The organism is Stagnihabitans tardus, from assembly GCF_009925085.1.
Taxonomy (GTDB): Bacteria; Pseudomonadota; Alphaproteobacteria; order Rhodobacterales; family Rhodobacteraceae; genus Stagnihabitans; species Stagnihabitans tardus.
In genome coordinates this window covers 37,638-51,989 of record NZ_JAABNR010000008.1, presented here as the reverse complement: position 1 = coordinate 51,989, position 14,352 = coordinate 37,638, and the positions used below count along the sequence as shown (strand labels likewise).

The following is a 14,352-nucleotide window of genomic DNA, read 5'->3' as shown; positions in this document are numbered from 1 at the left end:
GAGGACGACATGAAGACGATCAAGGGACCGGCGCTGTTCCTGGCGCAATTCGCAGGCGACGCGGCGCCGTTCAACAGCTGGGAGTCGATCACCAAGTGGGCGGCCGATTGCGGTTACCAGGGCGTGCAGGTGCCCTCTTGGGACGGGCGGCTTTTCGACCTGGAAAAGGCCGCAACCTCAAAGGGATACTGCGACGAGTTCAAGGGAATCGCGGCGGCCAGTGGCATCGAGGTGACCGAGCTTTCGACCCATCTCCAGGGGCAGTTGGTGGCGGTCCATCCCGCCTATGACACGGCCTTTGACGGCTTTGCCGCGCCTGCCGTGCGGGGGAACCCGGCGGCGCGCCAGGCCTGGGCCGTGGACCAGGTGAAAAAGGCGCTGAGCGCCTCGAAGAACCTCGGCCTGACGGCGCAGGCGAGTTTTTCCGGCGCCCTGGCCTGGCCCTATCTCTATCCCTGGCCGCAGCGCCCGGCGGGCCTGGTCGAAGAGGCTTTCGACGAACTGGCCCGGCGCTGGCTGCCGATCTTCGACCATGCCGAGGACTGCGGCGTGGACCTGTGTTTCGAGATCCACCCGGGCGAGGACCTGCACGACGGGATCAGCTTCGAGATGTTCCTGGAGCGGGTGAAGGGTCACAAGCGCTGCAACATGCTCTATGACCCCTCGCACTATGTCCTGCAACATCTTGATTACCTTGACCATATCGACATCTACCACGAGCGGATCAAGATGTTCCACGTCAAGGATGCCGAGCTGAACCCGACCGGGCGGCAGGGGGTCTATGGCGGCTTCCAGTCCTGGGTCAACCGCGCGGGGCGCTTCCGGTCCCTGGGCGATGGCCAGGTGGATTTCGCGGGGATCTTCTCGAAGCTGACGCAGTATGACTTTTCGGGTTGGGCGGTCGTGGAATGGGAATGCTGCCTGAAGCATCCCGAGGATGGCGCCCGCGAGGGGGCGGATTTCGTCAAGGCGCATATCATCCGGGTGACCGAGAAGGCCTTTGACGACTTCGCCGATGCAGGCACGGACCGGGCGGCGAACCGGAAGATGTTGGGGCTGAGCTGAGGGGTCCCGTCGGTTTCAGAGGCATGAAGTGCCTTTGAAACCGACGGGAGGAAGCGGGGGCTGCCGCCCCCGCACCCCCGCCCGGAGGAGGGGCACGCCCCTCCTCCGGACCTCCTCCGTGGATATTTTGGGACCAATGAAAGGGTAGATCATGGCCATTACGGCGGCACATGTGGCGCGGGCTCCGCGCATTCGGTTGGGGATGGTGGGCGGCGGTCGTGGCGCCTTTATCGGGGCGGTGCACCGGATCGCGGCGCGGCTCGATGACCAGTATGAGCTGGTCGCGGGGGCGTTTTCCTCCGATCCCGAGAAATCGGCGGCTTCGGCGGCCGATCTTGGGGTGGCGCGGTCCTATGGGTCCTTCGCCGAGATGGCGGCCCGCGAGGCGCGGCGCAAGGACGGGATCGAGGCGGTCGCCATCGTGACGCCCAACCACATGCATGCCCCGGTGGCGCTGGAGTTCCTGAAGCGCGGCATCCATGTCATCTGCGACAAGCCCCTGACCGCCACCCTGCCCGAGGCCAAGCGCCTGGCCAAGGCGGCGGAGGCCTCGGGCGTGGTCTTTGCGCTGACCCACAACTACACCGGCTATCCGATGATCCGCCAGGCCAAGGAGCTGGTGGCCAGCGGCGCCTTGGGGGATATCCGGCTGGTGAACGTGGAATACATCCAGGACTGGCTGGCCGAGCCCTTGGAGAACTCGGGCCAGAAGCAGGCCGATTGGCGCACCGATCCGGCGCGCTCCGGCGCGGGCGGCTCGACCGGCGACATCGGGACCCATGCCTTCAACCTGGCGAATTTCGTGAGCGGATTGACCTTGGAAAGCCTCGCCGCCGATCTGCAGGCCTTTGTCCCCGGGCGGCGCGTCGATGACAATGGCCATGTGCTGATGCGCTATGAGGGTGGCGCGCGGGGGATGCTCTGGTGCTCCCAGGTGGCCTCCGGCCAGGAGAACGGGCTGCGGCTGCGGATCTATGGCACCAAGGCGGGCATCGAATGGGAGCAGGAGAACCCGAACTACCTCTGGGTCTCTCCCCTCGGCGCTCCGAAGTATCGGCTGACTCGCGGCGGCCCGGGTTCGGGCGAGGCGGCGGGGCGGGTCACCCGCATCCCCTCGGGCCATCCGGAGGGCTACCTGGAAGGTTTCGCCAATATCTATGCCGAGGCCGCCCGCGCCATCATCGCGCGCCGCGACGGCTCCGCCCTGGATGCGGCGGTCACCTTCCCCGGGCTGAAAGAGGGGCTGGAAGGCGTGGCCTTCGTCGATGCCTGCGTGCGGTCCTCCAAGCGGAACGGCGCCTGGACGAAGCTCGCTTTGTGAGCGGTGCATGCGAGAGGGCTGCCGCCCCCTCGCGCTCCCCTGCCAGGAGGGACCCACGGGGCCCCTCCAGACCTCCCCCGGGATATTTGGGCAAATGTGAAAGACGAAAGGCGGCCGCCTTGCACCGATAGGGCGACGGGCCGCATTCAGAGACTGACTCAGATACTCTCTTTCACCTTTACCCAAATATCCCCACCGGAGGCACGCCCGAGCCGGTTGGGGCGTCAGCCCCAGAGGCGAGATATCATCTTGCGCCGCAGGCGCTCCTCAGGATCCCCGCAGCCGCAAGCGTTCGCGTTGCAGCCACAGCGCGGTCAGAAGCAGCGGGGCATTGTCGATCTCGCCGCTCGCCACCAGTTCCATGAAGGCGTCGAAGCCCAGAAGATGGCCGCGGATATCCTCGGCCTCTTCCTCAAGGCCAAAGACCCCGGCCGCGCCATCGGGCAGGTCGGTCAGCGCGACATAGGTATAGATATACTCGCTCACTGCCCCCGGAGAGGGATAGTAGCGCGCCACGAAGCGCAGGTCAGACAGCGTCAGCCCCGCCTCTTCGACCGCCTCGCGCCGCGCGGCCTCTTCCGGCGTCTCGAAAGGATCGACGCGGCCCGCGATGGCCTCGATCTGCCAGAGCCGCCGGTCGCCGCGCACCAGGGGGCCGGCGCGGAACTGCTCGATCACCAGGACCCGGTCGCGGATCGGGTCATAGGGCAGCACCGTCACCGCATCGCCCGAGACGAAGGCCGCCCGCGTCACCGTGCCGCTCATCGTCCCGTCAAAGCGCTGCCAGGCGATGTCGTGTTCTTCCATCGAGAAGAAATGCGCGTAAGGCAGGCGCCAGTCGGCCCGGGTCACCCGGCCATCGGCCAGGCGCAGGCGGGCCGGAGCCGCCCCCGCCTCGGCCCTCAGACGCGAGGCGGCGCGGACCAGCATCGGCCCGAGGCGCTTGGCGATTTCTGTCGCTTCCGCCCTGCCCTGCAGGGAGAGGATATCTTCGGCCGTGGCCAGGACCACCTCCAGCACCCCGGGCGCGAGGGGCTGGGCGGGGGCCTCGCCCGTGCCAATCCAGACCTCTCCCGCGCGCCGGAAGCCCAGGCCGGTCAAGAGATGCTCCAGCGCCGGGGCCTCCGCGCCGGGGTCGAGCGCCAGGGCCTGAACCTGGCCAGGCCCGGGCACCGCCACGGGCCAGGGCCCGCGCGAGGAGGTGACAAGCCGCAGCCCCTCGACCTCGAGACTTCGTCCCTCTGCCCCCGGGGCCGCCAGGCGCCACAGCGCGGGCTCGGCCGCAAGTCCAGCCAGGATCATGCTATTTCCAGTTCCGCGCGGCATATTCCACGAGGATCCCCCCGATGATCCCGCCTGCCGCCAGGACCATCAGCACATCCTGGTTCAGCATGTAGCGCCCGTATTGATACATCAGGTCGGGCACATCCAGCACCGCCGCGAAAGGATCGGCGCGGTACATCTGGTTGGTCGATTTCCGCAGCATCAGAAGGAAGGCCACGCCAAACATGGCGAGGAAGCCGATCAGCACCGAGGTCCGCAAGCCATAGGCAATCGTGTCGCGATAGCCCTTGCCCGAGGACGGCCCCAGCGACCACCAGCCCAGCGCCGCCCCGAGCGCCGCCATCGAATAGGGCAGCTTCGGCAAGCTGACATTGTCGGGCAGATGCGCATTATAGGTCACGGCCGCCCACCAGCCGACGAAGGCAAAGAGAACAGCGGCGGTGAGCTTGGCGAAAGTCGGCATCAGGCGGGCCTTGCGATCGTGATCTGCGTCACATCACAATTGCCACCCTCGAAAGACCCCGCGCAAGAGCAAAGGTAGAAATTCCACATCCGGCGGAAGCGGTCGTCGAAGCCCAGGGCCTGGACCTCGTGCCAGCGGGCGTTGAAACTCTCGTGCCAGCGCCGCAGGGTCTGGCTGTAGCTTTTCCCGAATTCGATGGAGCCCAGGACCTTGAGCCCCGCCTTCTCCACCTCGCGCCGCAGGACGGATGGAGAGGGCAGCATGCCGCCGGGGAAGATGTATTTCTGGATGAAATCGACCGTGGAGCGATAGGTCTCCCAGCGGTGATCGGCGATGGTGATGATCTGCAAGGTCGCCCGCGCCCCGGGGCGAAGCCGGTTCAAGACCGTGTCGAAATAGGTGGGCCAGTATTTCTCGCCCACGGCCTCGAACATCTCGATGCTGGCGATGCCGTCGTAAACCCCTGTTTCGTCGCGATAATCCTGCAGCTTGATCGTCACCTTGTCCGAGAGGCCAAGGCGGGCCATGCGCTCGACCGCGTATTTGTGCTGCTCTTCGCTGATCGTCAGGCAGGTGACCTGAAGCCCGCGATGCAGCGCCGCATATTCGGCAAAGCCCCCCCAGCCGCAGCCGATCTCCAGCACGTGATCGCCGGGTTTCGCCCCCATCAGATCAACCATCGAGGCATATTTCTGCTCTTGCGCCTTCTCCAGGCTCTCCTGGCCCGTGTGATACAGGGCGCTGGAATAGGTCATGCTCTCATCCAGCCACAGCCCGTAGAAGTCATTTCCCAGGTCGTAGTGATAGGAGATATTCTTCTTCGCCTGGCCCTTGGAGTTCGATTGTAGCCAGAAGCGGAAACGCTCCAACGCGCGCACCAGTCCCATGCCGGGAAAGCCGTCATAGACCGCCTCGTTGCCCTCTTGCATCAGGTCGAGGAAGGTCAAGAGGTCCGGCGTCGTCCACCAGCCATCCAGGTAGGCCTCGCAAAAGCCCAGGTCGCCCTCGCGGATCATGCGGGCGAAGATTTCCGGGTTGACCACATCGACCAGGGCGGCGGGCCCGGGCTTCTTGCCCTCGGCGCGGAAGGTGCGGCCATCGGGCAGGCGGAAATCCAGCCTTCCGCGCTCCAGCCGCTGGATCGTGGCGAAGGCGGGGCCGAAATAGCGGGGCAGGTTCTTTTGCCCCTTGGTCGAAGTCAGGATGGTCATGTCACTCCCATGCGGCCCTTATGCTTGGGCCGCTTGATACAGGTTTGGCGAAAGAGGCGGTCGCACTCAAGCCTTTCGTTGCGCATAGGACGCAAGGGCAAGTGCGCGCCCGGCCTCGAGGCTGACGATGGGGCGCGGATAGGGCCTTGCGGGGTCGAGTGCCCAGGATTTCGGCACGGCGTCGAAGTAGGAGAGCGCGAGCGGGTCGCGGGAGAACTCGGCCAGCCAGCGGCGGCGATAGGTCTTGGCGGGGTCGAATTTCTCGGCCTGGGTCGCGGGGTTGAAGATGCGGAAATAGGGCGCGGCATCGGGGCCCGATCCCGCAACCCATTGCCAGCCCATGGCATTGGCGGCCGGGTCCCAGTCGGTCAGCGTGTCGGCGAACCAGTCGAGCCCGATCTTCCAATGGGTCATCAGGTGCTTGGTGAGGTAAGACCCCACCAGCATCCGCGCCCGGTTGTGCATCTTGCCCGTGACGTAAAGCTGGCGCATGGCGGCGTCGATCACGGGCTCGCCGGTCATGCCGCGCCGCCAGGCTTCGGCCTTGTCGCTCTCCATGCCCCAAGGAAAGCCGTCCCAATCGGGCTTCCAGTTGGACTGGGCAATATGGGGCGTGTGGTGCAGAAGCGCCCAGGCGAATTCGCGCCAGACGAGCTCTTTCAGGAATTGCTCGGCCCCCGCCTGGCCTTCCTCCAAGGCACGGTAGCCCGCATGCCAGATCCTGCGGGGGGAAATCTCGCCATAGGTCAGGTTCTCGGACAGGCCAGAGGTCGCATCCTCCGCCATCATGTCGCGCGCCTCGCCATAGGCGCCGATCCTTTGGCCGATGAACTCCTCCAGCCGGGCCAGGGCCTTGGCCTCTCCGACCCGCTGATGCGGCGCCATGACGGCAGCCCCCCGACGCATCCGGGCGCCGAGGTTCCAATCCTGAAGCCGGTCGCTTTGGGGCCAGGCAGGAGGCTCCGGCAGAAACGCCGGAGCAGCCAGGCTCGGGGGGACAGGCCGCTTGGAGGCGACACGCCAGAAGGGCGTATAGACCTTGAAGAAGCCGCCCTGCCCGGTCTCGATCTCCCAGGGTTCATGCAGCAGGAAGCCCGGGAAGGACTGCGCCAGAAGCCCGCGCGCCTTCAGACCCGCCTTGACCGCCTCGTCCCTTGGCCGGGTCGCGGGGTCGTAGGACCGGCTCCAGAAGACCCCCGCCGCCCCGGTCTCGGCGATCAGCCGCTCCAGCACGTCCAGCGCGGGCCCCCGCCGCAGGATCAGGCGGCTCCCCATCCGCTCCAGCGTCGCGGCAAAGGCCTCCACCCCCAGCCCCAGCCGCCAAAGGGCAGCGGCGCCGATGGATTCGGTCTCGGGATCCAGGATGAAGACCGGCATCACAGGCCGTCCCGTGGCAAGGGCCTCGGAGAGCATGGGCAGATCAGTGACCCGCAGGTCACGGCGAAACCAAAGCAGAAGCGGCGCGTTCGTCATTATGGGTATACGTCAGCCCCCCTGCCCCGGATCAGTCGGCGGAGCGATAAACCGCCCCCCAGGAGCCGCCAAGCCCCTCGACGCCGCAGCTCAAGACATTCCGCGCCCGCAGCGCATCACCCCTGCTCCGCCCCGCTGCGGCGGCCCCCCTTTCATTGGTCCCCAAATATCCACGGGGTTTCCAAAGGGGAGCGTGCTGCCCTTTGGGCTGGGGGCTCGGGGGACGGCAGTCCCCCGATTGCGGGGGGTGCGGGGGGCGAACCCCCCCCGCACCCCCCGGGTCCATGGACAAGGGCGCCAGCCCGCAGGCCGGGACCCGGCCCTTTCAGAGCAACCTGTCCAGGGCCCCGATCAACCGCGAAACATCCTCCGCGCTGGTGTAATGGGTGGCCGACATGCGCAGGACCCCCTTGTCCAGGTCGATGCCCATGGCCTGCAGGGGCCGCACGGCGTAGAAATCCCCGGCCCAGCAGGCGATGCCCTCGGCGCCGAGCGCCACCGAGACGGGTTCCGCCGCACGGTCCAGCGCCACGGCCACGGTGGGCGCCCGCGCTCCGGCCGCCTTCGGCCCCAGAAGCCGCACATCGTTGCGGGTGCCGAGGTAATCCAGAAGCGGCTGGATCACCGCCACTTCCTGGGCCCGCATCAGGTCATGAACGAAGCGGTTGCGCTCCACCGGCGCGGCCTCTCCGCCGCCGTGATGGGCCCAGAGCGCGTCGATATAATCCGCCATCCCCGCCGAGGCCGCGATCTGCGCATGATCCGGACCCGCCGGGGTGAAGCGCTTGTAGAGGCTGCCCGCGTTGAAATAATGCCCCTGCGCTGGCAGTTCCGCCCCGAAATCGGCGCGGATCATCATGATCCCCTGGTGCGGCCCATAGGTCTTGTAGGCCGAGAACAAGTAGACATCCGCCCCGAGGCCCGGGAAATCCGGCAATCCATGGGGCGCATAGCTCACCCCGTCCACGACGGTCCGCACCCCGTGCTCACGGGCCAGGGCGCAGATCTCGGCGACCGGGTTGATCTCGGCCACGACGTTGGAGCAATGCGGAAAGGCCAAAAGCTTGACCTTGCCATCGGCGAGGAGGGGCCGCAGACGCTCCAGGTCCAGGTGCCCGGTGGCCGGGTCGATCTTCCACTCGCGGACCTCGATGCCTTCGGCCTCCAGCCGCCGCCAGGGCCCCGAATTGGCCTCGTGGTCCTGGTTCGTCACCACGATGGCCGCCCCCTGGTCGCGCAGCCAGATCCGCACGGCATTGGCCAAAGTATAGGTATTGGCCGTGGTCGAGGGGCCGAAGCTCAGCTCCTCATAGGCGCATCCCATCAGCGCCGAGAGCCGGGCGCGGGCCTCGTCCATCTCGGCGCCGCCCTCCTGCGCCCCGGCATAGGGCGCATAGGGCTGGACCTTGCGGTCGGTGTAGAAGCGGTGCAGCCGGTCCACGACGGGCTTGCAGGGGAAAGAGCCGCCCGCATTCTCGAAAAAGGCATGGCCGCCCATCAGGGGGCTCGAGAAGGCCGGGAACTGGCTGCGGACGAAGGACATATCCAGGGTCAAGGATCACTCCATGGGAAAGGGCGTAGCGCCCGGATGGGGGGGCGGGTCTTCCCGCCGATCCGCGAGGCTGCGCCTTGCGGAAGAGCCCCGAAGCAGAGGGCATCGCGGCCAAGGCTAGCCGCCCCGCCGGCGCCCCGCAAGCAGTCAGGCGCAGCCCATGGATCGCGGGCATGCCGTCCCGCCGCGCGCCCCCCGCGCCGCCTTTCGCGGCGGGTGCAGGGGTTTTGCCTGAAAAAACGTCGCCGATCCTGCACTTCACGGAAAAGGTCCCTTGCGAAACGCCAAACGAGACGCAATCTTCACCGCATTGCCCATCCGGCCCCGTGCTGCCATTCGTTTTGCCCTTTGCGCAACCGCCCTGGCCCCGGCCTTGGGCGACAAATCCGAAGGCCCGTTCAAAGGGTCCAGAACGACTGACAGAAGGAGAATACATGTCGCGCCTCTTCACCCTGACTTCCGGAACGGCCCTGGCCTTGAGCCTGGTGGCGTCCAGCGCCCTGGCCGCCGATGGCGAGCTGACGGTCTTCGACTGGTCCAGCTTCGAGGACCCGTCCCTGTTCCAGACCTATGTCGACAAGCATGGCGACAGCCCCACCTTCTCGATCTTCGCCGATGACGACGAGGCCTTCCAGAAGCTGACCTCGGGCTTCAAGGTCGATGTGGCGCATCCCTGCGCCCAGATGGTGCAGAAATACCGCGACGCGGGATTGATCGAGCCCTGGGACACGTCGAAGATCACCAATTACGACAAGATCGACCCGTCCTTCCTGAATTCGCCGATCTTCAAGGATGACGCGGGCCTGTGGTACATGCCCACCGATTACGCCTATACGGCCGTGGCCTATAACACGGCCGATGTGCCGGCCGAAGACGTGGCCTCGCTGCAGATCTTCGCCGATCCCAAGTACCAGGGCCGCATCTCGCTGCCCGACAATGCCGATGACGTCTGGGCCCTGGCGCTTCTGGCCACCGGCGTTTCGGACTGGTCCGCGGTGTCGGACGAACAGTTCAAGGCGGCGGCCGACTGGCTGCGCACGGTCCATCCGAACGTGGTGGCCTATTGGTCCGACCCCTCGCAGCTTTCGCAGCTGATGGCCAGCGGCGAGGTGCAGATCGCCTGGTCGTGGAATGACGCCGTGGCGATCCTGCAGTCCGAAGGCTTCACCGTGGGCTTCAACCGCCAGCCGAAAGAGGGCGCGTCGAAGTTCTTCTGCGGTTTCGTGAACCTGAAGGACGGGCCGGGCAAGGAAGACAAGGCCTATGACTTCCTGAACGGCTGGCTCGACGACCAGACCGCCAAGGCGCTTCTGACGCTGGTGGGCTATGCCACGACCCAGACCGCGGGCATGGCGACCATTGCCCCCGAGGAGCTGGCGGCGGGCTATGCCGATCCGCTGCCCGGCACCTATCTGACCCAGACCCCGATCGACCCGAGCCTGCGCGACCGGATGGTCAAGGAGTTCGAACAGATCAAGTCGGGCTTCTGATCGCCTGGACATGACGAGGAGAGGCCCCGGGCGATGCGCCCGGGGCCTTTTTCGTGGCCACCCCTGCCCCGGGGGCCCTGCCGACTGCCCCCGCGCGCCAGCCCCCGACCCGCAGACCCGCCGACTGGGGCCCAGGCCCGGGCGGCCACGCGCCCTGAACCCTCAGTCGGCGGAGCCAGGGGCAGGCCGAAGGCGCGCGGGTCCAATCGGCAGGGCCCCGCCCCGGGCCGGTCAGAGCAGCCCTTGCACCCCGCCCGCCCCGGGCCTATATCTTCCCTTGCCCGGGGCAACCCGGACTATGGCGATAAACGCACCTGTAATAGACGGCTCGGACCCGGGGGCGGTACCCGGCGACTCCACCAAACTCCCGTTCATTGGCGGGCAATGGGGTCGAAACAGGATCGACGGACGTTCAAAGAGGCCAGCTTTCGCTCGGTGAGGTACCACCGTTATCGGTCCAAATGTACAGTTGCCAATGACAACCGTGCTCCGGCAATGGCTCTGGCTGCGTAAGCAGCTCGAGTCGCCGAACCTAAGTCCTTAGGCTTAGCCGCTTAAGGCGGGGCCCGCCGGAGCCTGGCAACAGAATCCGGCACCTCTCCACCCCCGCGCGCCCCAAGGCTTCGGCAAAACGCAGCTCTGCGGAGCCCCGGCCGCAGACTCCGGCACGTCCGCCCCCCGCCATGCGCCTGCAAGACGCAGCCTCCACCGCCCCTCTCGCAACCGCAGCATGCGCCGCCGCAAGCGCAAATCTCCGCCGATCCGGGCTTCCCTTCCCGGCGCTATCGCCTATGTTGGGGCAGAAGGACCGGGGGAGCCCATGGCAAAGTCGATCGACTACGGGAACTTGATGCACCAGGCCATGCGTGGCCTGATCCAGACCGTTCTGGAAGGCGTGGCCCGCGATGGCCTGCCGGGATCGCATCATTTCTACATCACCTTCGACACCAATGCCGAGGGCGTCGACCTGCCCGACTGGCTGCGCTCGCGCTATCCGGGCGAGATGACCATCGTCTTGCAGCACTGGTTCGACGACCTTCAGGTCAATGCCGAGGGCTTTGCCATCACGCTGAATTTCGGCGACACGCCGGTGCGCATGGCCATCCCCTTCGACGCGATGCGGACCTTCGTCGATCCTTCGGTGGAATTCGGCCTGCGCTTCGAATCCCATGCCGAGGATGACGACGAGGAAGAAGACGACGATCCCGAACCCGATCCGACGCCTCCGCAAGATGCCCAGGTGGTGCGACTAGACCGTTTCCGAAAGAGCTGACATGTCCGAGACCCTGCTGTTCTTTCGCCAACTCGTTTCCAAACCCATCGAAATTTCCGCAATCGCGCCCTCGTCGCGCTTTCTGGCCAAGGCCATGGCGCGGGACCTTGGCCCCCGGACGGGCCGCGTGGTGGAGTTCGGACCGGGCACCGGGCGCTTGACCAAGGGCATCCTGAATGCGGGCGTGGCGCCCGAGGACTTGGCGCTTTACGAGATGAACCCGGATTTCGTGACCCATCTGCGCGCGAAGTTTCCTGGCGTGAGCGTGCATCACGCGCCTGCCCAGACCTCGGTCGCAAACGAGCGCGATGTCGGCGCGGTCATATCAGGCCTGCCGCTCCTGTCCATGCCCGAGGCCTTGCGCCGCGAGATCGTGGCCGCGGCCTTCAAAATCCTGAGGCCCGACGGGATCTATGTCCAATTCACCTACGGCCCGCGCCCGGCCCTGACCGATTCCGATATCGAGGCTTTGAACCTGACCTGGACCCAGACCGGTTACGTGGCGCTGAACCTGCCCCCGGCCCGCGTCCATACCTTCCGTCGCAAGTAAGCGGAGCGGCTGCGCCGCAAGCCTTTTTCTCGCCTCTGGGGCTTACGCCCCAACCGGCTCGGGCGCCTTTCAGGCGCGGTGCCTCCGGCAGGGATCTTTTCGCCAAGTTGAAGGCGAGACCGCGCCTTGTCTTTCAATTTGGCTCAAATATCCTCGGGGGGTGAAAGGGGGGCGGAAGGCCCCCCTTCGGCTACGGTATGCGACAGTATGCCGATTGAAATTTCCGCGCTGCGGCGGTAGAAGGCGGTCATCCATAGGGGAGCCTGCACCATGACCGCGACGCGCACCGAGACCGACAGCTTTGGCCCGCTGGAGGTTCCGTCCGACAAATACTGGGGGGCGCAGACGCAGCGCTCGATCATCAATTTCCCGATCGGCTGGGAGCGTCAGCCGGTCCCGATCATCCGCGCGCTTGGCGTGATCAAGAAGGCCTGTGCGCAGGTCAACATGGCGCAGGGCGACCTGGACAAGACGCTCGGCGATGCCATCGTGGCAGCGGCCAGTGAAGTCATCGCGGGCCGCTTCGATGACAACTTCCCGCTGGTGGTCTGGCAGACGGGGTCGGGCACGCAATCCAACATGAACGCCAACGAGGTGATCTCGAACCGCGCCATCGAGATGCTGGGCGGGGTGATGGGCTCGAAGAAGCCCGTCCACCCGAATGACCATGTGAACATGGGGCAATCCTCGAACGACACCTTCCCCACCGCCATGCATGTGGCCATCGGGACCCATACGCGGGATGTGCTGATCCCGGGGCTCGAGAAGCTCTCCAAGGCGCTCTGGGCGAAGTCCCATGAATTCAAGGACATCATCAAGATCGGCCGGACCCATACGCAGGACGCGACGCCCCTGACGCTGGGGCAGGAGTTCTCGGGCTATGCGACCCAGGTCGACAAGGGGATCGCGCGGGTCAAGATGTGCCTGCCCGATATCTACGAGCTGGCCCAGGGTGGCACGGCGGTGGGCACGGGGCTGAACACCAAGCTCGGCTTCGATGCCCGCGTTGCGGCGGCGATTGCCGAGATCACCGGCCTGCCCTTCGTGACGGCTCCGAACAAGTTCGAGGCGCTCGCCGCCCATGACGCCATGGTCATGTTCTCGGGCGCGCTCAAGACCGTGGCGGCGGCCCTGTTCAAGATCGCCAATGACCTGCGGCTTCTGGGCTCCGGCCCCCGTTCCGGCCTGGGTGAGCTGATCCTGCCGGAAAACGAGCCCGGCAGTTCCATCATGCCCGGCAAGGTCAACCCGACCCAGGCCGAGGCCCTGACCATGGTCTGCGCCCATGTCATGGGCAATGACGCGGCGGTGGGCTTTGCGGGCTCCCAGGGTCATTTCGAGTTGAATGTCTACAACCCGATGATGTCCTACAATGTCCTGCAATCGATCCAGCTTCTGGGCGATGCGGCAAGCTCCTTCACCGACAACATGGTCGTGGGGACGCAAGCGAACATTCCCCGTATCGAAAAGCTGATGAAGGAGAGCCTGATGCTGGTCACCGCGCTCGCCCCCACCATCGGCTACGACAATGCCACCAAGGTCGCCAAGACCGCGCACAAGAACGGCACGACGCTCCGCGAAGAGGCCATCGCGCTTGGCTTCGTCGATGGCGAGACCTTCGACCGCATCGTGCGGCCCGAGGACATGGTCGGCCCCAAGTGACCGGAGAGGTCATCAACCTCAGACAAAGACGCAAGGAGGCGGCCCGGGCCGCCTCCAAGGCCAAGGCCGATGAAAACGCGGTGAAATTCGGCCGCACCAAGGGGCAGAAGGCGCGTGAAGAGGCGGATCTCGCCCGCGCCAGGGCCGAACTCGACGGCAAGAAGCGCGACGAGACCTGAAGCCCCTAGACCGGGCCCCTGAGACCTGCGCCCCAAGACGGGCTTGGCAAGCCAGCCGTCGCATGGCAGGACAGGCCCATGGCGCAACTCTCCCCGGACAAAGGCATGGACCGAAAGACGCCCACCGGACGCCCTCAGAAGCACAGCCTGACGCTGCATGGCCACCGGACTTCCGTCTCGCTCGAGCCCGCCTTCTGGCAGGCCTTCCTCCAGATGGCGCGCGACCGGGGCCTGGCGATCAACGCGCTTGCGGCCGAGGTCGATGCCCAGCGGGCGGGGAGCGACCAGGGGCTGGCGACCGCGATCCGGCTGAGCGTGCTGCGTCACCTGCAGGACCGGCTTGCGGCCCTTGGGCGCGACCCGGGCTGAGCGGCCCCCGCAGTCGGCAGAACGCCCCCGCAGTCGGCAGGGCACCGGCGGGGAACCTGCGCGCCCGGGGTGCAGTCGGCAGGGCCAAGGTCGCAGTCGGCCCGCCCCCGATTGTTTCCATCCCGGCCCCTGTCGCAAATCACCCATTGTCATTCGCGCTTTTTTCCCGCTAGGGTTCATCCACGCAGGCCTGCCTGCGGAGAAATTCTCTGCCAGCCCGCTCGGGCGCCTTGAACGGCGTCGAAACGGCAGGTGGTCGGATCGGTCGCAAGACCGGAGAGTTGCCCGGCAAGTCCTTGATTTCCCGGGTGTATAAATGGGCCAGAGGCCCGAAAGAGAAACGCGATGAGACGCGCGGCACAATGGGATCGGATCGAGGGCAGCCCGCAAGGCGCGGCCCCCATCTCCCATGCGCGACCTCTCGCCCGAACAAGCCGCCTCTCTGAAACGCTGCCGCAAG

13 protein-coding genes and 1 other RNA gene are annotated in these 14,352 nt (G+C 66.3%); 9 read left to right on the top strand and 5 right to left on the bottom strand.

Going from position 1 to position 14,352, the window contains the following annotated elements; translation table 11 throughout:
• The first annotated feature begins 9 nt into the window (after window positions 1–9).
• Entirely contained in the window at window positions 10–1,065 is a 1,056-nt protein-coding gene (locus tag GV832_RS09775) for a sugar phosphate isomerase/epimerase family protein (RefSeq protein WP_168774672.1), read from the top strand.
• A 151-nt stretch (window positions 1,066–1,216) separates the two neighbouring features.
• Window positions 1,217–2,386, top strand: coding sequence for a Gfo/Idh/MocA family protein (locus tag GV832_RS09770; RefSeq protein WP_168774671.1), 1,170 nt, complete (start codon window positions 1,217–1,219; stop codon window positions 2,384–2,386).
• Window positions 2,387–2,653: 267 nt separating this feature from the next.
• Here GV832_RS09770 and GV832_RS09765 read toward each other — a convergent pair whose 3' ends face one another.
• The 5 genes from GV832_RS09765 to GV832_RS09745 all read right to left on the bottom strand — a co-directional run bounded on the left by GV832_RS09765 (window position 2,654) and on the right by GV832_RS09745 (window position 8,360).
• Window positions 2,654–3,688, bottom strand: coding sequence for an NUDIX domain-containing protein (locus GV832_RS09765; RefSeq protein ID WP_227754339.1), 1,035 nt, complete (start codon window positions 3,686–3,688; stop codon window positions 2,654–2,656).
• A 1-nt stretch (window position 3,689) separates the two neighbouring features.
• Window positions 3,690–4,133, bottom strand: coding sequence for a TrgA family protein (locus GV832_RS09760; protein WP_168774669.1), 444 nt, complete (start codon window positions 4,131–4,133; stop codon window positions 3,690–3,692).
• The gene (locus GV832_RS09755; RefSeq protein ID WP_168774668.1) at window positions 4,133–5,344 is read right to left on the bottom strand and encodes an SAM-dependent methyltransferase; all 1,212 of its coding nucleotides are present in this window, start codon (window positions 5,342–5,344) and stop codon (window positions 4,133–4,135) included. Before GV832_RS09755 ends, GV832_RS09760 begins: the two co-directional genes overlap by 1 nt.
• Before the next feature lie 66 nt (window positions 5,345–5,410).
• Entirely contained in the window at window positions 5,411–6,820 is a 1,410-nt protein-coding gene (locus tag GV832_RS09750) for a cryptochrome/photolyase family protein (RefSeq protein ID WP_168774810.1), read from the bottom strand.
• A gap of 322 nt (window positions 6,821–7,142) precedes the next feature.
• On the bottom strand, window positions 7,143–8,360 hold the full coding sequence (locus GV832_RS09745; RefSeq protein WP_168774809.1) for an aminotransferase class V-fold PLP-dependent enzyme: 1,218 nt from the start codon (window positions 8,358–8,360) through the stop codon (window positions 7,143–7,145).
• 443 nt (window positions 8,361–8,803) lie between these two features.
• Here GV832_RS09745 and GV832_RS09740 point away from each other — a divergent pair, with 443 nt between their 5' ends.
• From GV832_RS09740 to GV832_RS09710, 7 genes are all read left to right on the top strand, one after another.
• Complete coding sequence (locus tag GV832_RS09740; RefSeq protein WP_168774667.1) at window positions 8,804–9,859, top strand: ABC transporter substrate-binding protein; 1,056 nt, start codon at window positions 8,804–8,806, stop codon at window positions 9,857–9,859.
• A 239-nt stretch (window positions 9,860–10,098) separates the two neighbouring features.
• Window positions 10,099–10,456: a transfer-messenger RNA gene (gene ssrA, locus GV832_RS09735) on the top strand.
• 223 nt (window positions 10,457–10,679) lie between these two features.
• Window positions 10,680–11,132, top strand: a complete 453-nt coding sequence (locus GV832_RS09730) for an SspB family protein (RefSeq protein WP_168774666.1) — start codon at window positions 10,680–10,682, stop codon at window positions 11,130–11,132.
• Window position 11,133: 1 nt separating this feature from the next.
• Window positions 11,134–11,682: a class I SAM-dependent methyltransferase gene (locus tag GV832_RS09725; RefSeq protein ID WP_168774665.1), complete on the top strand. Its 549-nt coding sequence runs from the start codon at window positions 11,134–11,136 to the stop codon at window positions 11,680–11,682.
• Between the two features lie 270 nt (window positions 11,683–11,952).
• Window positions 11,953–13,344 carry a class II fumarate hydratase gene (gene fumC, locus GV832_RS09720; protein WP_168774664.1) on the top strand — a complete coding sequence of 464 codons (1,392 nt, stop codon included), beginning with the start codon at window positions 11,953–11,955 and terminating at the stop codon, window positions 13,342–13,344.
• Window positions 13,341–13,523 (top strand): DUF4169 family protein, encoded by a 183-nt coding sequence (locus GV832_RS09715; protein WP_168774663.1) that lies wholly within the window; start codon window positions 13,341–13,343, stop codon window positions 13,521–13,523. The genes fumC and GV832_RS09715 overlap by 4 nt, the downstream gene beginning before the upstream one ends.
• A 105-nt stretch (window positions 13,524–13,628) precedes the next feature.
• Window positions 13,629–13,892, top strand: a complete 264-nt coding sequence (locus GV832_RS09710) for a ribbon-helix-helix domain-containing protein (RefSeq protein ID WP_168774662.1) — start codon at window positions 13,629–13,631, stop codon at window positions 13,890–13,892.
• Window positions 13,893–14,352: the final 460 nt, after the last annotated feature.